General features: G+C 58.0%; 18 protein-coding genes and 1 pseudogene. 9 read left to right on the forward strand and 10 right to left on the reverse strand.

Annotation, left to right across the window (positions count from 1 at the left end; genetic code table 11):
- Window positions 1-386: 386 nt before the first annotated feature.
- Window positions 387-1,067 carry a Crp/Fnr family transcriptional regulator gene (locus G6P99_RS02965; protein ID WP_165127173.1) on the forward strand — a complete coding sequence of 227 codons (681 nt, stop codon included), beginning with the start codon at window positions 387-389 and terminating at the stop codon, window positions 1,065-1,067.
- A 1,218-nt stretch (window positions 1,068-2,285) separates the two neighbouring features.
- On the opposite strand, the gene G6P99_RS02970 is transcribed toward G6P99_RS02965, so the two are convergent.
- The 3 genes from G6P99_RS02970 to G6P99_RS02980 all read right to left on the reverse strand — a co-directional run bounded on the left by G6P99_RS02970 (window position 2,286) and on the right by G6P99_RS02980 (window position 3,249).
- A complete protein-coding gene (locus tag G6P99_RS02970; protein WP_165127175.1) occupies window positions 2,286-2,591 on the reverse strand; it encodes a hypothetical protein in 306 nt (101 codons plus the stop codon).
- Between the two features lie 71 nt (window positions 2,592-2,662).
- Window positions 2,663-2,806, reverse strand: coding sequence for a hypothetical protein (locus tag G6P99_RS02975; protein WP_165127177.1), 144 nt, complete (start codon window positions 2,804-2,806; stop codon window positions 2,663-2,665).
- A 110-nt stretch (window positions 2,807-2,916) separates the two neighbouring features.
- Window positions 2,917-3,249, reverse strand: coding sequence for a hypothetical protein (locus tag G6P99_RS02980; protein ID WP_165127179.1), 333 nt, complete (start codon window positions 3,247-3,249; stop codon window positions 2,917-2,919).
- A gap of 749 nt (window positions 3,250-3,998) precedes the next feature.
- Between G6P99_RS02980 and G6P99_RS02985 the strand changes: the two genes are divergently transcribed.
- Together G6P99_RS02985 and G6P99_RS02990 are read left to right on the forward strand one after the other, a co-directional pair.
- Complete coding sequence (locus G6P99_RS02985; RefSeq protein WP_165127181.1) at window positions 3,999-4,166, forward strand: hypothetical protein; 168 nt, start codon at window positions 3,999-4,001, stop codon at window positions 4,164-4,166.
- 138 nt (window positions 4,167-4,304) lie between these two features.
- On the forward strand, window positions 4,305-4,739 hold the full coding sequence (locus G6P99_RS02990; RefSeq protein ID WP_165127183.1) for a universal stress protein: 435 nt from the start codon (window positions 4,305-4,307) through the stop codon (window positions 4,737-4,739).
- A 481-nt stretch (window positions 4,740-5,220) separates the two neighbouring features.
- Here the strand turns inward: G6P99_RS02990 and G6P99_RS02995 are convergent, their stop codons facing one another.
- The 7 genes and pseudogenes from G6P99_RS02995 to G6P99_RS03025 all read right to left on the reverse strand — a co-directional run bounded on the left by G6P99_RS02995 (window position 5,221) and on the right by G6P99_RS03025 (window position 11,427).
- Window positions 5,221-6,057 (reverse strand): hypothetical protein, encoded by an 837-nt coding sequence (locus G6P99_RS02995; RefSeq protein ID WP_165127185.1) that lies wholly within the window; start codon window positions 6,055-6,057, stop codon window positions 5,221-5,223.
- Window positions 6,035-6,304 carry a terminase large subunit domain-containing protein gene (locus tag G6P99_RS03000; protein ID WP_165127187.1) on the reverse strand — a complete coding sequence of 90 codons (270 nt, stop codon included), beginning with the start codon at window positions 6,302-6,304 and terminating at the stop codon, window positions 6,035-6,037. The genes G6P99_RS02995 and G6P99_RS03000 overlap by 23 nt, the downstream gene beginning before the upstream one ends.
- Window positions 6,305-6,992: 688 nt before the next feature.
- Window positions 6,993-7,175, reverse strand: a complete 183-nt coding sequence (locus tag G6P99_RS03005; protein WP_029084783.1) for a hypothetical protein — start codon at window positions 7,173-7,175, stop codon at window positions 6,993-6,995.
- Window positions 7,176-7,498: 323 nt separating this feature from the next.
- Window positions 7,499-7,657 carry a hypothetical protein gene (locus tag G6P99_RS03010; protein ID WP_156929035.1) on the reverse strand — a complete coding sequence of 53 codons (159 nt, stop codon included), beginning with the start codon at window positions 7,655-7,657 and terminating at the stop codon, window positions 7,499-7,501.
- 859 nt (window positions 7,658-8,516) lie between these two features.
- Window positions 8,517-8,756 carry a hypothetical protein gene (locus G6P99_RS03015; protein WP_029084782.1) on the reverse strand — a complete coding sequence of 80 codons (240 nt, stop codon included), beginning with the start codon at window positions 8,754-8,756 and terminating at the stop codon, window positions 8,517-8,519.
- A gap of 831 nt (window positions 8,757-9,587) precedes the next feature.
- Window positions 9,588-9,920 (reverse strand): annotated as a pseudogene (locus G6P99_RS03020) (transposase); the annotation flags it as partial.
- Between the two features lie 1,105 nt (window positions 9,921-11,025).
- Window positions 11,026-11,427, reverse strand: coding sequence for a c-type cytochrome (locus G6P99_RS03025; protein ID WP_205751471.1), 402 nt, complete (start codon window positions 11,425-11,427; stop codon window positions 11,026-11,028).
- Window positions 11,428-11,753: 326 nt separating this feature from the next.
- Here G6P99_RS03025 and G6P99_RS03030 point away from each other — a divergent pair, with 326 nt between their 5' ends.
- The 6 genes from G6P99_RS03030 to G6P99_RS03055 all read left to right on the forward strand — a co-directional run bounded on the left by G6P99_RS03030 (window position 11,754) and on the right by G6P99_RS03055 (window position 19,379).
- On the forward strand, window positions 11,754-12,260 hold the full coding sequence (locus G6P99_RS03030) for a LysE family translocator (protein ID WP_165127191.1): 507 nt from the start codon (window positions 11,754-11,756) through the stop codon (window positions 12,258-12,260).
- Between the two features lie 480 nt (window positions 12,261-12,740).
- Window positions 12,741-13,040 (forward strand): DUF485 domain-containing protein, encoded by a 300-nt coding sequence (locus G6P99_RS03035; protein WP_029084242.1) that lies wholly within the window; start codon window positions 12,741-12,743, stop codon window positions 13,038-13,040.
- Between the two features lie 5 nt (window positions 13,041-13,045).
- The gene (locus tag G6P99_RS03040) at window positions 13,046-14,740 is read left to right on the forward strand and encodes a cation acetate symporter (RefSeq protein WP_029084241.1); all 1,695 of its coding nucleotides are present in this window, start codon (window positions 13,046-13,048) and stop codon (window positions 14,738-14,740) included.
- Window positions 14,741-14,826: 86 nt separating this feature from the next.
- Window positions 14,827-16,770, forward strand: coding sequence for an acetate--CoA ligase (gene acs, locus G6P99_RS03045; RefSeq protein WP_165127193.1), 1,944 nt, complete (start codon window positions 14,827-14,829; stop codon window positions 16,768-16,770).
- Between the two features lie 22 nt (window positions 16,771-16,792).
- Complete coding sequence (locus G6P99_RS03050) at window positions 16,793-18,703, forward strand: putative nucleotidyltransferase substrate binding domain-containing protein (protein ID WP_246709448.1); 1,911 nt, start codon at window positions 16,793-16,795, stop codon at window positions 18,701-18,703.
- 1 nt (window position 18,704) lies between these two features.
- Complete coding sequence (locus G6P99_RS03055) at window positions 18,705-19,379, forward strand: 3'-5' exonuclease (RefSeq protein ID WP_029084238.1); 675 nt, start codon at window positions 18,705-18,707, stop codon at window positions 19,377-19,379.
- The last annotated feature ends 193 nt before the right edge of the window (window positions 19,380-19,572 follow it).

Raw genomic sequence — 19,572 nt, forward strand, 5'->3', positions numbered from 1 at the left:
ATACGGGGGATGCGTGATGTCATCTATCCAGCCAAATCCACTATACAGCCGCGCGGAGATCGGAATTCTTCCGTGCTCCAGGTGTGGCAAGCCTATGCGGTTGGCTTGCATCGAGCCTGCTCAACCCGGTCATGAAGTCCGTACCTTCGAGTGCCCGGAATGCAAGACGACTGGAAGCTTGCAGTTGCGATCTAGGCCACTCTAGGCGGTGTCTGCGACCTGTTGGGTCCGGCTCGGGCTTGGTCTGCTGACCGCTCGATTAGCTTATCGGCAGCCGGGTACTCCCATCCTGGCTGCGAAAAGCTGCCATGGTACGGCACTTTTACTTCGAACGTCGTCGGCTGAATGGTAAGCTAGGTGTCCCACCGCGCGGGACGAAACGGGACATGCCAGAAAATACCAACCACGCAATATTTGATCCTAAGGAGTTTCTCGCCAAGTTAGGCGAAGGGAAGACCATCCTCGCGTTTCGCAAGGATGAGATCGTCTTTGCGCAGGGCGACGTGGCAGATACGGTTTTTTATATCCAGAAAGGCCGGGTCAAGGTTGTTGTCATATCAGAGCAAGGCAAGGAAGCCGTGGTCGGCATTCTGGAGGCCGGCCAGTTCTTTGGCGAAGGCTGCATGAACGGCCATTCGCTGCGTATCGCGACGACGACAGCGATGGAGGAATGCCTGGTGACCGCGATAACGAAGACCGCCATGGTCGCGGCATTGCACGATGAACCCAAGTTTTCGGAGGTGTTCATAGCCTATCTGCTGACCCGCAACAGCCGGATTGAAGAGGACCTGATCGATCAGCTCTTCAACTCCAGTGAAAAACGATTGGCGCGCCTGCTGCTCCTGCTGGCGAATTTCGGCAAGGAGGGCAACCCTCAACCGATCAGTCCGAATATCAGCCAGGAGACATTGGCCGAAATGATTGGAACGACGCGATCCCGCGTCAGCTTCTTCATGAACAGATTCCGCAAGCTCGGCTTCATCAGCTACAACGGAAAAATCGAGGTCAACAGTTCATTGCTGAACGCGGTCTTGTACGACAAGCCCGAGATCAAGCGCGAATTGTAAAACGATAAAATTGCGCCTCAACGCCAACCGTCGCGTCGTTAGCGGCGACTAAACTCTTCGCGCCGGACATCGCACCGGCCCTTCCCGTACCTGGACAAGGGCACACCTGCTGAATATGGCGCCGCCCTCAAGCACACCATCGCGCAAGGCTGGCTGGAGATCTCGAGAGCGGGACGTACGTGAAGATTCTCCCGGCCGGAAACGACCTGTTCGCCTGAAAAGAAAAAGGACCGCGTCACGCAAATGAGGATCCTTTAGAGCACCTTGCGCGTTGAGGCTCCATCGAGGGGCTGAACCGGAAGGTGGATTATGAGCTACGTTCCTCGGGATATTCAAAGAAAGTTCGAACGGCGGTGGGCCGCTAGATTTGCGCGGCCAGTGGAAGCGCGCCGGCCCGAAAGGCATCAATCTAAAAAGCCGGATCAGCCCCTCGCCGCTTCCTTCAAAACCCAAAGAAAAACCGCCGAATTGAACCGGCGGCCTTAAGGCGTGCGAGCGCGGACCGTAAGCGCACCGTTGTACCGCTTGCCAGCTAGCAGCTGTTGGTCGAGCGGTCGAGAAAGCGCCGCAGATGAAACCTCTTCGCGTTCGTCACTCGGCCTTACTCTTTCGGTTCGGGATGTAGCTTGCGCTTCTCGGCTTCGTACTGCTCAATCAAAAGCGCGAGGCCGTCTAGGGTCAGTTGATCCGTGATCCGCATCCCGAACGGTAGTGCGCGATCTTCTCATCCAACTCCGCGCACTTGTTACACATAACCGGACTTCCGAACTGACACCAATAATGAAAACCCATTTCAATTTGAGTTACCGATTACCTGGTTGCCCGTAACTTGGGTGTCGGCCCATTCTTCCCGTTCCCTCAGAGGACTGTCGTAAGTCTGATGTCAGCCAGAGATGTTAGATACGGAACTCCCGACTAGTGAAGGATTTCATCTATAGGACAGCGGCACTCACTTGATCAGCACCGTCGCCGGTGCCACATCATACCCCATCGGGGATACGTCGGCCCCGACATACAGGCAACGCATCGACTGCCTCATGCGATGACGCATCCACTGCTCATTCAATGAAGGTTGTGCGTCCTGTGGGTGGCAGGCTTGGGCTACGTTCGAGCACCGCTCGGCGCAGCAAACCTCCACGCAAACGCAACGGCACAAGCCGCTGAGGGAAACCTTGGCGGCTTTTGCGTGTGGCCAGATTGGACTAGCGAGCAGAGAGGTTATCGGAGCGCGCGCACGTAACCGATCATCTCTTCGGTATCATCAGTGTCTTTGAAGAGTGTCCTCAGCAGCCGCCACAATTCGCGGTGCCCGGCTGTTTGGCCACCTTGCTTGAGATAGTCCGCGATATCCATTGCGGCGGTTTGCATGTCAATCGTACCGCTGACGCGTGCGTCGAAATCCGCCACCTCGCGCTCGACATACAAGCTTTTGGTGTCCGTATCGAAGACCAGCGCGCACCGATCCGCGTGGGTGACCTCAGGGCCTCTAACTTGACGGTACAACTCGCGTCTTAGGAGGGCCATGTTCAACTCCTGACGATGATGGTTTCCGACGGCAAGCAAAGCTTTTTCAGCTCAACTGGGCTGCGACGACCTCACTGCGCCACGTTCGGTCTTAGCTTCTTGGTGTGGAACTCAGCTTGATCGGCATCTTCTTCGGCCAGTAACTCGCGGAGCGTGGCGACCTGCCGCGCATGGTCTCGATGGCCAAGAGTGCTTTTGAAGTTAAAATCCGACATGGCTCACTCCTTCGATAGAGCCAGCTTCGATTTATGCTGCACCTCGGAAAAGCAAATAGCGAGTCAAATGTCGGCTAGTCAAAACAGTCCAACATCGGGCCCGCGCCTCGTTAGGAAGTCCCGTCAACTAGCCAGGCGCGCGCCCGGCCTTTGCGATGTCCGTTGACAGCGACCTTACTTCGCGGTGGACGACGACCGTTTTGTTGATTCATTTCGTGAAGAGCACGAGCAAAAAAGTCGCGGGCTACCGCATCTAAGCGTGTCGTGATTTGTTCGCTGGACTCCACAGTTGTGACGCCTTCTTCAATTCTTTCGGCTTCGCGAATGCAATCCATAGATAGTTCACGCAAGCGCTGGACTTCAGCGTCATCGAGCAAGGGTGCGATTTGTGCCAAGAGGTGCTGTGCACGCGCGCGTGCGCGCTCGTTTCGAGTGCCATCCATGATAGCCTCCAAGGGAGATGCAGTTTTTGAGTTTTCTGATCAGTTCCCCGGGTCCGAACAGAGGCCGTTGAGATCGGCTCGCAAGATCAAGTAAGCTAAACGCGGGCTATTGTGTCTGGTTCCGGACATTGCGGATTCTTTCGAAAGGAACAGCGGTTCTGCTGCGCTCAAGCGAGGTCGCGCAATTTGACCGCTGGCCTCCATGAGGTAATCCAACGCAGTTGATCTTTCGCAAGCACCCGGTGCCCCTACCAGTGATAGTCGTTTTTCAAGTCGCTTATCGCGTTGTCCAGTTGAGGCTTTGCGGGTAGTCCGAAGTCCGCGAGATCAATCCGAGGCGTGATCCGTCAGTGTGGGAAGACATTTCGACCGCGCCGTTTGATCGCGAACTTGAGCTAGCGGTGGTAGAACGCGACTCCCTGCATGCATTAGTGTTTGCTTGCTGTCGTATCTTTTGTGGCTGGATCAACGCGCAAACCAAACAGCGCGTCACCATCAACCCGACGCACTGGCGTCCTTGGGCCGAAAACCAGTAACTCTCACTTTCCTTGGTAGTCTCGCTAGCCCGCAATCAATTTAGCCTCTTCCCCTGCGAGCAGCCGTTTGAGCGTTTCCCGCTTGGCCGGATTCGACAGTAATGCTCCAACATCTTGTTTGCCGTGCCCCTTAATAAGCCTTGCGTTGTGTCGGGAACCAGACACTATGGCCGCTTGGCGCCCAGACCTTACACCCTCTGTTGGGAGATCGGAATGAATTCCTTCTTCCACGACGAAAACGTAGCGCTTTACCGCAAGCTGATCGCGGAAAACGAAAGCAATCCGTCACGGGATGAGGACCGGCATGCAATGCTGCTGACGTTGCTTGCCGAGGAAACGGCGAAAGCGAAGCAGTTACCACGCTTGCCTGACGCATGGTGAGCCGCGCCCGATGCGTGGACATCTGGGTCGCTGGCACGATGGGCCGATAGATTGATTTATCTCAAGGCCGTATCCGAAACGCGGGCCCAGCTTTACCTTCGGAAGGCAGCGATAGGTCAAGACAATCGGGAGTGAAGCATGTACCGGCATATTCTCATTCCGACAGATGGGTCGGAACTTGCGGAGCATGGGGTGGCGCATGGGTTGGCGCTGGCGAAATCCCTTGGAACAAAAGTATCTGTAATCTTCGTTGTGGAGCCGCTTTCAGAAATGAGAAGAGGGTCTCCGTTCCTTGAAACACTCGCAAAATATGCTGAGCTGCGCCAGGAACAGGCCACGAGCGTGTTGGATCGCGCGGCAAATGTGGCCAAGGAGGCTGGTGTTTCCTGCAAGACAATTCAAGTAGAGAACGGACAACCCCATCAAGCCATTATCGCAGCAGCCGAGGACAGAGGCTGCGATCTCATTGTTATGTCATCGCATGGGCGCAGCGGACTTTCCGCGCTACTAATCGGCAGTGTGACAAACAAGGTGCTGACGCACGCGAAAACCCCCGTATTGGTTTGTCAATGAATGTGCAGCAGACCGCTCGATGGGCCAAATAAACGCGCCGGAGATAATGCCCGGTAGTGGGATGTCACGGCCTGCCCCGCTGCTTGATGGCCCACAGCCGGTAGGCTTCGTTCTCGTAGGGTCGTCGCCGTCCCGCACTCCTTTCCGAAGAAAGTGCAGTGTGAGGGGTGGCACTGGTCCCGTCCGTGCCGGGATAGCGCCAAAGGTGCCGGGGCATCGAGGCACTTGCTCCTCGGCCCCGGCTGGCGGCGGTTACTTGTTTCGCGGCACTCGCCGTCTTGCCGCGCCAGAGCATCATCCATGACAAGAGTCGTGATGGACACGCGCCCTGGAAACAGGGAGACGGGAAGGAGAATGATGACCCGCCTCGCCCTTTCGACTGCGAGCGTGGAAAGGATAAGCCCGCTCGCAGCTTCGCGACGCCAAACCAACACAAACGTCGCGAATTAGAATCATAGCGGCAGCAGTTGTCGTCGCTCGCTTAGAACCCCCGCGTCAGCCGATGCGCCTTACGTAGCTCGAGGTTGGTGGGATCGTTGAAGAAGCGGTCAAAGGCGGGCGCGGGACGTTCGCCCGTCTTCCGCGTCGCCTGCGCCTCGGCGTCGATCAGCTTCGTGAACTCAGCCTCGGTAACGCCGCCGAGCGACTCGCCATTGGCGATGAACAGCTTGGCCATGGCCATCAGGCCGCCGTGCTGCTTGACGATGGATTGGAGTTCGGTTGCGCGGTCCATAATAGGTTCGTCCTTTCGTTTGAAGGTTGCCATGTGCCTTGCCAGTTCGCGGCCATGGCGGGAGTGCAACAGGTAGTTAATCGCTTCCTGCCTGGACATGCTGTTTGGGGAAGCGGCGATGACGGCGGCGATCATCGCTTCAAGCTTCGTCGGCAACTGGCCTTGTTCGGTCTCGTCGGTCTCGTTGTCGGTGTTGTTCTCGTTGTCCTCTTCGTCGTGCTCGTCATCGTCAGGGTCGTTTGGCGGCGCGGCAAACTTCGCTTTGCGAAAGTCAATGGAGCCGAACAGCGCGCGCAGGCGCTTCTGGTGCGGCGTGCCGCCAGAGGCATATCTGCTCACGGCACCTTCGTTGCGAAAGCCGCTGCACGCCGCGCAGTTGCACAGAGGCTCGTCGTCGTAGCGTTTCGATATCACGACAGTGCCCGACACAGTCACCGGGATAAGCTTAGTGTACATCGAGTAGAATGCGGCCCGGTGCTTCTGTGCCCATTTGATAAACTGCGGGAGGCTGCCGATACCTTCGAAGCAAAGGGCGATGGCGTCCTTGGATTGACCCGAGAACTCAGCTGGCACCTGCTTGGGCATTCGTTTCGACGCCGAGCATCGCGTCATCGATCATCTGACTTAGCGGGTGTTGATCATTTGCCGCTTGCGTCGAGATGATGACGCCGAGACTTTCACGGCGCTTGCCCATCGCTGTGCGCAGATTGTTGAGCAGATCGGAATTCGGCGCTTGCGCGAATTCGTCGTAAATCCAGAGCGACGGCGCGAGCCCATGAGAGCGCTTAGCCGCTGGGGTGAGCTGCGCACCTGCGTTTCTGATCGCGGCCATGATGATAGCATCGCTTATTCAGCCGCAGGTCACGGGCTGACGAGCTATGAACCATTCCGCGAAGCCCCGAATACCAGGCAAAGTGCTAAAGATAGTAGCAGGAGCAACTGTTCTGCTGGCGCTGTTGCTCATGGGTTTCATTTTTAGCGTGATATAGCGGTGCGCAGATCGCCTTCACCGATGGATGGTGGATGGACCAATAGCGGCCCGCTAGGCTTCAATGGGATTGCCGTCGGTACGCGAAGCGGCTGTAGTCGACGCCATGAACGACTACCCAACGAAGATCACGTTCGGCGAAATCGCGAAACCGGCGCGACGCGTATCGCTGTTTTCTGCAAGGACTTCCGCTGCTCGCACAACGTCGAGATGGACGCGGCGAGATGGCCAGACGAGATGCGTCTGTCCGATCTCGAGCCACAGTTTACTGCACGGTCGGTGGCAAGCGAGGCTCTATCATTCGTTCGGTAGACGCGCCGCAAAGGATGGGCACTGGCGGCTGACGGGGACGGCGGCGCTGCCCAAGTTTGCCGAAATAGCCAGCATGCTGGCTCATGCCATCTAAGGGGCAATCCGCGTGAGGTGAGCCTTGGTGGTGGCGTCCGGCAACGTCGGGCCTAGGCTCTCACGCCCTCTAATGGGTGTGCATGGCGTCGCAGGGGACGCCCCGCGGAGCCTAGAAACAGCCGCTCTAGCGCGGTTGGTCCGGATTTTCTTGCCACGTCGTCGAGTGCTCAGAAATCCACTTGGTAGCGTCGTGCTCCGTAACAAAACCCTTGATGACTTCCGTTTCGCCATCGGGCCACAGAATGTCGATCCTCCAGCCGGTGCCGGGATTTTTGCAAGCCATGAAAGCTGGTCGCTGCTCGATCATTGGGTGATTATGCCCCGACGGGACCCAGCTACAAGCCAGTGATCCTGCCCCACTTCCCTTTTTGACCTGCAATCCTATTGGGGTCTTAAATCCCGATCTCACGCCGATCCTTTCGTGGCCGGGAGTCAAGAAGATCCGGCAGCGGTGACAACTGGGGACGCGGCTCGGGACTTGGCTCGGTGCCCGGTTCGCCTTGGACATCGGCCCGACGCCAGCGGCTGATCACAAGGCCGATCAGGCCGACCACTACCAGCACGGCTCCTGCGAGCATAAGCCAGTGCGGTAGCCCCAACCAACCTATCGCGGACTTGATCGTATCCAATCTACTGCTTCACCTTGAGGCCTTCGCTTGGTAACCGAGCGATTAGCTGCGCACGAAAATTAGCGATATCTCGAAGTAGATCGTCGCGACCCGGAAGCTTGCGAGCGTTGGCTTCTAGCTTTACCGCCATTTCTTCCAGCTCCCGAAGGTCGGTCATCATTTCTTCGCCTTTAGCCCGATCTCGACCAACCGGCGGATGGGGCTCCGGGCGGCAAGAATTAAATATTGGCGCCGCTCAATAAGTCAGTATGAGCAGGCGCTGTACAATGGCGCCTAAGCAAACGAGCACCACCAACAACTTGAGAAGGTTCGCTAATCGGCCGTCCTGCGCAAACCTGTCGATTGCCCAGAAGCAGATGGCTCCCACGACAACTATTATCAGAACTCCGATCAGGACTGGAATTATCGCCATGGCTTCATTTTCCTTTTGCCTTCAACCCGATCTCCGAATAGTCGGCGGAACGAATGCCGATCACTGCTTCTCTGCGGTCGCGCTGACGCCGCTAGGCGGTGCAAGCGAGGATGATGGCGGTGGTGGAGCTTCCGCCGCGGGTGCCGCAGCAATACGTTCACCGGCCCAAATCCTGGTGCCTTTGACGGTGCCGACTAGTTTGCAACCCATAGGCGCTTGCGGCCCGACATGAACTTGCGGCCTTTTAGCCGCTTTAGCTGGCGCAGTTTGAGCAAAGGCGCTAGCTGCAAAGAGCAATGCGACAAGTCCGATTAGCGGCTTCATGATTCCTTCCCCCGCTGTCGAACGCGCGTTCACTTCCCATTCGCCTTCAGCCCCAATCTCCACCGCCGGTGCTTCATCGCAGCAACGATCGGAGGTAGATCGAGGCTAGCACAGACAACAGAAACGCAATTATTGCCGCCAAGAAGACCGGTGTCCCGGAAGGTGCCAACGCATCCCGAATCCACCGAAGAAACCTCATTTCACATTGCCCCTCAGCCCGAGCTCAACCAAGTGCAAGGGCGTCTCGCAACAGCCTAACACGTCGGTCCCTCAATAAAGAACGTCAGTCACCAACCACAGGTAACCTGGAGTTTTTCTGTGGATTGTGCGGCCTCTTGTCCCGCGCCTTTTTTGACTTCTTAGTCTCGGCGATGAGACGATCGGGGCTGCTCTCAAGCTGCTGCATCAGTTTTTTAATTATCGCATCACGAGTCTTTTTGCTCGGTGAGTAACCCTTGATCGTTATATCCAACTTATCCTTGCCGGCATGGTACTCGTGATCAATCCTCGGCTTTTTGGACACTATTTCAATCCTCCCCTTGTTGCTTTCGGCTTAGGCAAGGTCGATGCGATCTTCGCGGAACTCCGGTGGCGCCTTCATAAGCCTGCGCCGGCGCTGGGCTGTTCTTCCTGGCGGTGCGGCGGGATCGATAATCCTCTCGATGGCCTTTGTGGCTGCCAGCTAAGACGCCCTAGGTGGGGGCTTGCAATTGCCCTTGAAGCCACCGGTTCGTTCTCGGGGATTTCATAGGATCAACCAGATCAGCGACGGCTTGGGCAATGTCGTTGCACTCGGGGCATTCAAAGGTGAAGATTTTGAAGCCTGAGGGGCTGGGCGTGATCCGTGCCAGCGTGGCGGCTGTTCGACACGTTGGGCATAGCGTTTGGGGATAGGGGAACATGTTGCGCGCCTTTATCAGGCGGGAGCACTACAGAACTCTCAGTCACCGGTAGTTGCCTTTGGTGGACCGGTGATGATGCCATTTTGGAACTTTAGAATTCTCCCCGCTGTCCCATTTAGCTCATTCGCTGCAAAAGTTCCGATGGTGAAACACCGTAGTTTCCCGGAATCCCACAATGTTGTTGAAAACTCTAGTCTAACTCTTGCCGGGGCTAGATTTTCATCCCGATCAAATTTTCAGACTAAACCGGCAAGGGGCCGCGCGTGAGCGGCCCCTTTCGATTCCAATCAGTGGCCTGTTTTTGATCTGGCGAGTGGCCTATTTCGGCCAGTACCCATCATCGCCGAGACCGACATCATCGTTCGGAGAGAAATCGTGACGACAGCGAGGGACCGGGGCCAAGTGTGCACTTTGGTCATCATCCCGCACCGCCTAGGACGGCGCCGGAATATTGCAAGGTCAAGAGCCTCCTTGAGGATCTCGACCTCCAGGGTCTTGCGGCCGAGCGAGCGTTCGAGGTCTCGAACCCGTTCCTCCAGCCTCCGGACCTCGGACGCGGCGACCACATCCTCATCCGCCCGCACCGCTTCCTTGCCCCCTTCGCTCATCAGCCGTCTCCATCGGAAGATCAGGCTCGGCGAGAGCCCATGGCGACGGGCAACATAGCTGATCGACATGCCCGGTTGCAGCGTCTCGTTGACGACCAAGAGCTTCTGTTCCGTCGTGAACCGACGCCGGCGGGCAACGCCGGTGATGACTTCCACCTTCGAAAACGTCTCGGACATAGGCGTATGCCTAGGACTAGGCCTAGCTCCTCCGGCTAACGCCGGTGTCCGGTCAAAACGGGGAGCAGTTCATCTCGGGTTCTAGTGCAGTTAGTGCCAGATGATCGGAATATTTGCTCGGCTACATCGTGAAGATGACAATCAGGATCACACGGAAAGTGCGATTGAGACACAGCCAACTATGGTGATGCCATCCCATTTCATGCCGTGAACGCTGAAGCTGTCGCCGCGCCGCTCGTTGATTTGGGTCAAGAACGAATTGCGACCTACGGAAATTATGTGCCTAGAATAGTGAATAGGCTTCTCAGTAGTCCCACCGAGAACACCGGCCAAGCCTACGGTTAGGCAACGAGGTGTTTGCCGTCGAGCTTCTCCAACGTCGTATCGCAGGCCGGGCAATGATACTCACCGTTGGAGCCACGTTGAGACCATAACTCCAATCGTCGGAAGCCCGCGCCGCAGCTTGGGCAAGTTACATCCGTTTTTTCATCGCTCCGATCCGCAGCCCGTTTGTACTGATTCAGCGAAACCAGCGCGGCAGAACTATGTTCCGCCATTGGTGACAGGCAGTTTTCGCTTATGCCCGATATTTTGATCCGTTGCCCCGAGACGGGGAAGCCCGTTCAGACCGGGTTTGGACACCGAGAGGGTCATCCTTGAGACGTTGCTAAGTGTCTCGCTTCCGGCCGAATGTCCGCATTGCGCCAAGTGCATTACTGGAAGCCAACCGAGGTTTGGGTTTGGCAGGGTAGAAACCCGGTACTGCATTAAGAAGAATGGACGGTTAGATGTCGATTCGCACCTGAACCAGACCGGGAAGCCCTTTTAAAGAAGGCCAGACGGGCTGAGACCGGCGCGCATGTGAGCGAGTGGCTGCGATCGTCCGAGCTTCAACCGCCGAGGTGAGGTTAGACGGAGGAAGATCATTTGCTCCTGCCTTTTTCCGTTTGGTTGGCATCCCCCAGTTTGCCGCGAACGTATTCAGCCAGATCGCCAACCTCGGCAGTCATATCCTTTTCAGAGACGCCTTGGACGTCAGTCTTATTCTCCTCATTGTTGGAGCAAGAAACGGGGTCGAGTACGCAACAAAGCGATGGAATGCGCTTCACTTTGCGACATGATCTACTGCCGGGTCTGAGCGAATGGCTCCATGAGGCTGAGCATGTGGGCGATCAGATCGCCTTGAGGCTGAGAGGCTCAGGATGTAGGCGATCAGATCGTCAGTATCTGAGCTATCGATTATCAGATTAGGCATTTCCTTGTGGCCTGAGCGAAGAAACACTTTCAAGGAGAGAGCGGTGGTTGAGGTCATGTTGGCGATGTCCACAAAACTCGCGGGACTGTCGCGGCCCTCCCCGCCGGTGACCTGATGACAGGTACCGCAGAGAGCGGTCGCTGTTTTACGGCCCGAAGCAGGGTCGCCTGCAACGGGCTGGGCAAGGGCTACAACCGGCAGGACCAACGATGCGACGATAAGGAAGCGCAATTTGTCAATCCGATTCCTCATCTTTTGCTCTCGACGGTGACCTTCTCGGTTAGATTGCACATGACACACTCAAAGGTGCACGTGTCACCCGCTGATCCTGATGTGACATCGGAAAGCACCATCGGTCCGTGGCACTTCGGACAGGGTGGGCGTTCGAGTACAGTGAAGTTGGGATCGAGAGCGAGAGCATTGTGTGACATGGTGCTTCCCTTGTAACGGACGGGAGCGCAAACTCTCGGTCACCGATAGAAGCCAAGAGCGGACGGCGATGGATACCAAGCGCCGGACTGGCAATACGTTCCGTCCGGGAAGGTGACTATTCCCACCCGGAAGCGTTCGGGCTCGCAGTGCACGCCATCTTTGCAGCGCTCGGCGGGGCAGTGCTGATCCAGCAGTTCGCTCTGATTTACGAGGCCCTTCGATGGATCGGCGTTGCCTATCTCTTGTTCCTCGCCTGGGAAGGTTGGCAAACCCAAGCGGAAACCTCGCCGGGCCGCGCTGATCTGCGCAGAACAGCAGGTCCGCTGTTCTTGCGCGGATTTCTGTCAAACGTCTTTAATCCCAAATCGGTCATCTTCTTCGTGTCCGTGGTCCCTCGGTTCATGGAGACGGAGTCCGGCGCTTTGGTAATCCCGATACAGATGGCCGTGTTAGGATGCCTCTATGTCGGCATAGCCACAATGGTGCACGCAACCATTGTCGTGATGGCAGTTCAGTTAAAGCTGTTGCTTATAGATGGAAAGCGACGGGACATAACGCGCCGAGTTTGTCCGTGGCCCTCGCCTTCGTGGCGGGATGGCTGGCTTGGACCACGAGACGCTGAACTCGGGACCCACTTTACTCCGATCGAGTAATGGAACGAGCGGCCAGTGCCAAGTCAATGCGTCGTGTCCGCTAGGCCCGATGCAATCTCCGAGAACAAACGGATGGCTTCACCGTCAAGTGCTTACGGCAAACCGCTTCATTCACCGTTAAATCTCTGAGAGTGAGCAATATTGAACATCGGCTTACGATCGGCAAGCTTAGGGTGGCTTATCACCACATCGTAATGGCTTCTATCGGTGACTGAGAGTTTCACCGCGCTCCCTCCCAATAAAGGGGAGTGCCATGTCGCAGAATTCTCGCTTATTCGATCCCGGCCGTGCCGCACCTGGCCGTCCACCTTGTCCTAAGTGCCACGCACCGATGATGCTTACCGCCGTAACCTCGCGAACGGCCGGCATAGATATGCGCACATATGAGTGTGTCGCGTGCCGTTACACCGAGAAGACCACTGCGGACACTGGGGAGTAGTGGGTCGGATCAACGCCAAAGGATTGCGTGGGAGAACCGAGATGGAAGCGAGAAGCCACGAATCGATCCAGCGAGACCCCGACTATCAAAAGCTGGTACGGCGCCGCTCGTCCCTCGGGTGGACGCTGTCGCTGATCATGCTGGTCATCTACTTCGGCTTCATCCTGCTCGTCGCCTATGCGCCAAAATTCCTCGGCATGCGGCTGGGGACGGGTGTGACGACCATCGGCATTCCGATCGGCCTCTTCGTCATTGTTTCAGCATTCGTGCTCACGGGCATCTATGTCAGCATAGCCAATTCCAAGTACGACGCCCTGATCCGTCGAATTGTCGAGAGGTAGCAATTATGAAAAACCTCCCCCGCATGCTTGCGACGGTATTGTTTGCTAGCCTCCCCACACTCGCGCTTGCGGCTGGAGCGATCGACGGCGGCACCAAGCAGGCGGTTAATTGGGTCGCGATCTGTATGTTCGTCGCCTTTGTCGCCTTTACCCTCTGCATCACCTATTGGGCGGCAAAACAAACGGCATCGGCCGCGGACTTCTATTCCGCTGGCGGCGGCATCACCGGCTTCCAGAACGGCCTCGCGATCGCCGGCGACTATATGTCGGCGGCCTCTTTCCTCGGCATCTCGGGCCTGGTCTACACTTCCGGCTACGATGGTCTGATCTACTCGGTCGGCTGGCTCGTCGGCTGGCCGATCGTCACGTTTCTGATCGCCGAGCAGTTGCGCAATCTCGGCAAGTTCACGTTTGCCGACGTCACCTCGTTCCGGCTCGGACAGACCGAGATCCGCATTCTGGCGGCATGCGGCTCTCTGGTCACCGTCGCCTTCTACCTGATCGCGCAGATGGTCGGCGCTGGCAAGCTGATCCAGTTGCTGTTCGGTCTCGACTACTGGATAGCGGTCATTCTGGTCGGCGGCCTGATGATGATCTACGTGACCTTCGGCGGCATGAAAGCGACGACCTGGGTACAGATCATCAAGGCCGTGTTGTTGTTGATGGGCGCGACATTCATGGCGGGAGCGGTCTTGTACAAATTTGGCTTCAGCCCCGAAGCGCTGTTCGCCAAGGCGACCGAAGTGCATCCAAAGAAGACCGCAATCATGGAGCCGGGCAGCCTGATCTCCAATCCGCTATCGGCGATTTCGCTCGGCCTCGCCCTTATGTTCGGTACGGCAGGGCTCCCGCACATCCTGATGCGCTTCTTCACGGTGAAGGACGCGCAAGCAGCACGCAAGTCGGTCCTCTATGCGACCGGTTTCATCGGTTACTTCTACATCCTCACTTTCATCATTGGCTTCGGCGCGATCGTGCTTGTTTCGACCGATGCAGCGTTCCTCGATGCCAGCATTCTCGAGAAGACCAAGAGCGGGATCGCGGCGATCAAGGGCGGCTCGAACATGGCGGCGATCCATCTGGCCAACGCGGTCGGCGGTAACTTATTCCTCGGCTTCATCTCGGCGGTGGCGTTCGCCACAATCCTCGCAGTCGTGTCGGGCCTGGCGCTGGCTGGCGCATCTTCAATCAGCCATGACATCTACGCCATGGTGATCAAGGACGGAAAGGCCAATGAGCAGGACGAAATCCGCGTCTCGAAGATCGCGACGCTGTTCCTCGGCGTGCTCGCGATCATTCTGGGCATCATATTCGAGAACCAGAACGTTGCCTTCATGGTCGGACTTGCCTTCGCCATCGCGGCGTCATGCAATTTCCCGGTGCTGGCCATGTCGATCTTCTGGAAGGGACTGACCACGCGGGGAGCAATGATCGGCGGTTTCCTCGGTCTGATCAGCGCCGTCGTCGGCGTCATCCTGTCACCGGCCGTGTGGGAAGCAACGCTGGGCAACCCCAAGGGGTCGGCACCGATCCCGCTCGATAATCCGGCACTGTTCTCGATCAGCCTCGCATTCGCTGGCATCTGGCTGTTCTCGGTTCTGGACCGCAGCGCGCGGGCCAAGGTCGACCGCGGCGGATTCGCGGCGCAATATGTGCGCTCCCAGACCGGCATCGGCGCATCCGGCGCCACTACGCACTGAAGCCGCGCTTTGCGCACGTCAGGCCGGCCGTGCGAGCTGAGATAACAATCGCAAACGGGCTTGTCCCGACAGCACAGGAGCGGAAGATGTCGGAAATGCTCTACAGGGTTCCTGAAAACTGGCCGGCGCAGGCTCATGTCGACGATGCCAAGTATCGTGACATGTACGCCCATTCAGTGCGCGACCCCGAAGGCTTCTGGGGTGACCACGGCAAGCGCATCGACTGGATCAAGTCCTATACGCGGGTGAAGCGCACATCGTTTGCGCCTGACAATGTATCAATCGAATGGTTCGGCGACGGCACCACCAACGTCTCACTCAATTGCATCGACCGCCATCTGGCTAAGCGCGCCGACCAGGTCGCAATCATTTGGGAAGGTGACGATCCCAAGGAGTCAAAAAACATCACCTATCGGCAATTGCACGATGAGGTGTGCCGCTTTGCCAACGTGCTGAAGGCACACGGCGTCAAAAAGGGCGACACGGTCACGATCTATCTGCCCATGATTCCCGAGGCCGCCTACGCGATGCTCGCCTGCGCTCGAATCGGTGCCGTACACTCAATCGTCTTTGGCGGATTCTCACCAGAGGCGCTGGCCAGCCGCATCGAGGGCGGCAGCTCCAAGATCCTTATCACAGCGGACGAGGGTCTGCGCGCCGGCAAGAAGGTACCGCTGAAGGTCAATGCCGACGAGGCCGCCAACAAAATTCCGGGCACCGTCGCAGCGATCATCGTGGTCAAGCGCACCGGCGGGCAAGTGCCGATGATTTCCGGGCGCGACTTCTGGTACCATGAGGAAGCGGCCAGGGTCACGGTCGAATGCAAGGCCCAGGAGATGAAGGCCGAAGACCCATTGTTCATCCTTTACACATCGGGATCAACCGGCAAGCCCAAGGGCGTGTTGCATTCCACGGGCGGCTATTTGGTCTTTGCCTCGATGACGCACCAGTACGTCTTCGACTATCACGATGGCGATATCTACTGGTGCACGGCTGATGTCGGCTGGGTGACGGGGCACAGCTACATTGTCTATGGGCCACTCGCCAACGGCGCGACAACCCTGATGTTTGAAGGTGTTCCGACCTATCCCTCGATCTCGCGCTTCTGGGATGTCGTCGATAAGCACAAGGTCAATATTTTCTATACCGCGCCGACTGCCATCCGCTCGCTCATGGCGGCGGGAGAGGAACCGGTGAAGAGAACCAGCCGCAAGACGCTGAAACTGCTCGGTTCGGTCGGTGAACCGATCAATCCCGAGGCCTGGGAATGGTATCACCGCGTCGTCGGCGAAGGGCGCTGCCCGATTGTTGACACCTGGTGGCAGACCGAGACGGGCGGCATTCTGATTACACCCCTGCCTGGCGCAACGGACTTGAAGCCTGGTTCAGCTGGACGCCCCTTCTTCGGGTTGCAGCCCCAGATCGTCGATTCCGCCGGCCAGGTGCTCGAAGGCGCCTGCGAAGGGAATCTGGTGATCGCCGATTCCTGGCCCGGCCAGATGCGCACGGTCTATGGCGACCACAAGCGTTTCGAGGAAACCTATTTTTCGACCTACCCCAACAAGTACTTCACCGGCGACGGCTGCCGGCGCGACACCGACGGCTATTACTGGATTACAGGCCGCGTCGACGACGTCATCAACGTCTCTGGCCATCGTATGGGCACGGCGGAGGTCGAGAGCGCGCTCGTTGCGCACGAGTGCGTCTCGGACGCGGCTGTCGTTGGCTACCCGCACGACATTAAAGGTCAGGGTATTTATGCCTACGTGACCCTGATGGAGGGAAAAACACCGTCGGACGCGATGCGCAAGGAGCTGGTGGCCCACGTCCGCAAGGAGATCGGCCCAATTGCGTCGCCGGACATCATTCAGTTCGCACCAGGCCTGCCGAAGACGCGCTCGGGGAAGATCATGCGCCGCATCCTGCGTAAGATCGCCGAGAGCGAATTCGGCAGCCTCGGTGACACCTCCACCCTCGCGGATCCCAGCGTGGTCGACGACCTGATCGAAAACCGCAAGGCCAATCTGTAAGCGGGCCGCAGCCGGACGGCGATTGCAGGCGGTCGCCGTTTTAACGGGGGCGATGATCCGCTCGCCTGGATCATTCTCGGCCGACCACCATCCAATTCCTGGCTTGCCGGGATCTGGTCAGGGGAAATTAATGCCCAACGCCTTCGATGCCGCCAACGCGCCTTTCGACCGCCTGACATCGCAGGAGGTCGAGACCCTGCGTGCGGCACTGGATATCGCCTACTTTCGCCCCGGCGAAACGATCGTCGCCCAGAACGCGCCCGCCGGCGCCCTGTTCGTGGTCATCAAGGGCACCGTCGAAGAGCGCGACGGCGACGATCTGCTGGCACTGCTCGGCCCCAAGGACAGCTTCGACAGCCGCGCCCTCGTCCACGGCAAGAGCGGCCACGCCTTCGTGGCGCGTGAGGAGACGCTGTGCTACACGTGCCCCAAGGGGGTGACCATCAGCCTGATCCAGAGCAATCCGCGGTTTGCCTCGTTCTTCTACCGCGAGATTTCTCACAAGCTGGATGAGCTCGCCCGCGACGAAGAGGAGCGGCGCTACGGCTCGCTGATGCGCGCGCGAGTCTCCGAGCTGTTTCTGCATCCCCCGTCGTTCATCGATGCCAGCGATACCATCGAAGCCGCCGGCCACCTGATGCGCGAGATCGACAGCAACGCCCTGTTCGTTCGCGACGGCGAACGCATCGGCATCATCACCGGCATGAACCTGTCCAAGGCCGTGGTGCTGCGACGCCAGCCGATCGAAACGCCGGTGCGCGAGTTCGCGCATTTTGACGTGGTAACGCTGCGGCCAGATGACTTCGTATCAGCGGCTCTCGTGCTGATGACAAAACGCAACAAGCGCCGCGTCGCAGTGCATGATGGCGAGCGCTATATCGGCATCCTCGAGGATATCGACCTGCTGGGTTTTCTCGCCGGTAGCGCCCAGGTCGTCGCCGGTCGCATCGATCGCGCGTCGAGCAGGGATGATTTAGCGGTTGCGGCGCGAGAGACCGTCGCGCAGGTGCGCACACTGCGTCGCCAGGGCGTCAAGGTCGAGGTCATCGGCGAGGTTGTCTCTGATCTCAATGGACGGCTGTTCTCCCGGCTGTTCGAGATGGTGGCACCGGAAGAAATCCGTGCCGGCGGCTGTCTCGTCGTCATGGGCAGCGAAGGTCGCGGCGAGCAGACCGTACGCACCGATCAGGACAACGGGTTGATCCTGGCCGGCCCCGTCGACAAGGCCGCGCTGGAAGCATTTCGGATCGATTTTTCAGATGCGTTGGCCGACTTCGGCTTTCCGCCCTGTCCCGGAAATGTAATGGTACGCAACCCGGTCTGGTCAAAGCCGCTGTCCGAATATCTTGCGGATTTCCGGCGTTGGGTGGCGTTACCCGACGAAGCCGCTCACATGAACGTGGCAATCTTTTACGATGCGCGTGCCGTTGCGGGCGACGCGCGGCTGTTGGCCCAGGCCAAGGCGGCGTTGGTCGATCTTATCCGTGGGGAGCAGGTCTATTCGGCGCATTTCGCGCATGCCATTGACGCCTTCGCGACACCGATCGGGTTATTTAACAAGCTGGTCACGTCCGAGGGCAAGGGCGATGCGCTGGACCTCAAGAAGGGCGGCATCTTTCCGATCGTTCACGGTGTCCGCAGTCTCGCGATCGAGCGCGGCTTGCTGGAAACTGCGACCGACAAGCGCATTGCGCGATTGTGCGATATCGACGTTCTGCAAGCCGACTTCGCCCGAGAGCTGAGGGAAACTTTTCACTTCCTGCTGATGCTAAGGCTCGATGGGCAACTGGCGGCATCGGCCGGCACGTCAGGTACACTCGTGCGGCCATCGTCGCTTTCGAGCATGGAACGCGATCTGTTGCGCGACGCCTTTCAGGTCGTCAAGCAGTTTCGCGCGCTCATTCGCCGCCACTTCAATCTCTGCATGTTCTGACGTGATCCCCCGCGCACTCAAACGCCTTTTTCATCAAGCCTCGATCGGCGATCAGTCGTATCGGTTCATGTTCAAGGCAGGCCCGGCAGACGAGGTTGTCGCGATCGATTGCGAGACGACAGGCCTAAATGTGCGTACCGACGACGTCATCAGCATTGCCGCGATCAAAATTCGAGGCAACCGGATCCTAACCAGTGAGCGTTTCGAAGCGTTCGTTCGTCCCGATGCCGGCATGGGGGCCGAAGGGATCAAGGTGCATCGCCTGCGTCAGGCCGATGTTGCGCAGGCCCCCCTGATAGGGAAGGTACTACCGGGGCTGCTTCATTTCATCGGCGGACGTCCGCTGGTTGGGTATTACGTCGATTTCGACATCGCCATGCTGGACAAGTACATCCTGCCGCACATCGGGATCGAGTTGCCCAACCGTCGAATCGAGGTCTCCAAGCTCTACTACGAGCGCAAATATGGCGATGCGCCGGCCAACACGGTGGTCGATCTCTCCTTCGCGGCGATACTTAAGGATCTCGGCATTCCGCCCCTCGCCCAGCACGACGCGTTCAACGACGCACTGATGACTGCAATGATGTATATTGTCTTGCGTGACTTGAAGGAGCGGGGTGTGCGCATCGCGCGCCCCCGCACTAGCGGCGCCATTTTCAATCCGACAGGAGGATAAGTATCCGTCGTGGGTACCTTTGCTCTGCGCCGGGTCGGTCGGAGGCGATTGCTGAACTTATCGCATTCAATCGCACAAATCCTGCAACGCGTATCGACCATTTATTTCGAATTATGGCCGCTTGGAGAACCGGCCATTCCACAGGTGTCTGCTTTCGATCACAACAAATTCGTACGCCTTAGCTGACTCGAGC

This window comes from Bradyrhizobium sp. 6(2017) (assembly GCF_011058295.2).
GTDB classification, from domain to species: Bacteria; Pseudomonadota; Alphaproteobacteria; order Rhizobiales; family Xanthobacteraceae; genus Bradyrhizobium; species Bradyrhizobium septentrionale.

What these genes read in the sequence shown, in the direction of transcription:
- G6P99_RS03005 (WP_029084783.1), bottom strand. Translation starts at nt 7,175, where the DNA reads ATGATCGAGCAGCGACCAGCTTTCATGGCTTGCAAAAATCCCGGCACC.
- G6P99_RS02980 (WP_165127179.1), bottom strand. Translation starts at nt 3,249, where the DNA reads ATGGATGGCACTCGAAACGAGCGCGCACGCGCGCGTGCACAGCACCTC.
- G6P99_RS03000 (WP_165127187.1), bottom strand. Translation starts at nt 6,304, where the DNA reads ATGGCCGCGATCAGAAACGCAGGTGCGCAGCTCACCCCAGCGGCTAAG.
- G6P99_RS02970 (WP_165127175.1), bottom strand. Translation starts at nt 2,591, where the DNA reads ATGGCCCTCCTAAGACGCGAGTTGTACCGTCAAGTTAGAGGCCCTGAG.
- G6P99_RS03025 (WP_205751471.1), bottom strand. Translation starts at nt 11,427, where the DNA reads ATGAGGAATCGGATTGACAAATTGCGCTTCCTTATCGTCGCATCGTTG.
- G6P99_RS03040 (WP_029084241.1), top strand. Translation starts at nt 13,046, where the DNA reads ATGAAAAACCTCCCCCGCATGCTTGCGACGGTATTGTTTGCTAGCCTC.
- G6P99_RS02975 (WP_165127177.1), bottom strand. Translation starts at nt 2,806, where the DNA reads ATGTCGGATTTTAACTTCAAAAGCACTCTTGGCCATCGAGACCATGCG.
- G6P99_RS02985 (WP_165127181.1), top strand. Translation starts at nt 3,999, where the DNA reads ATGAATTCCTTCTTCCACGACGAAAACGTAGCGCTTTACCGCAAGCTG.
- G6P99_RS02990 (WP_165127183.1), top strand. Translation starts at nt 4,305, where the DNA reads ATGTACCGGCATATTCTCATTCCGACAGATGGGTCGGAACTTGCGGAG.
- G6P99_RS03010 (WP_156929035.1), bottom strand. Translation starts at nt 7,657, where the DNA reads ATGATGACCGACCTTCGGGAGCTGGAAGAAATGGCGGTAAAGCTAGAA.
- acs (WP_165127193.1), top strand. Translation starts at nt 14,827, where the DNA reads ATGTCGGAAATGCTCTACAGGGTTCCTGAAAACTGGCCGGCGCAGGCT.
- G6P99_RS02965 (WP_165127173.1), top strand. Translation starts at nt 387, where the DNA reads ATGCCAGAAAATACCAACCACGCAATATTTGATCCTAAGGAGTTTCTC.
- G6P99_RS03035 (WP_029084242.1), top strand. Translation starts at nt 12,741, where the DNA reads ATGGAAGCGAGAAGCCACGAATCGATCCAGCGAGACCCCGACTATCAA.
- G6P99_RS02995 (WP_165127185.1), bottom strand. Translation starts at nt 6,057, where the DNA reads ATGCCCAAGCAGGTGCCAGCTGAGTTCTCGGGTCAATCCAAGGACGCC.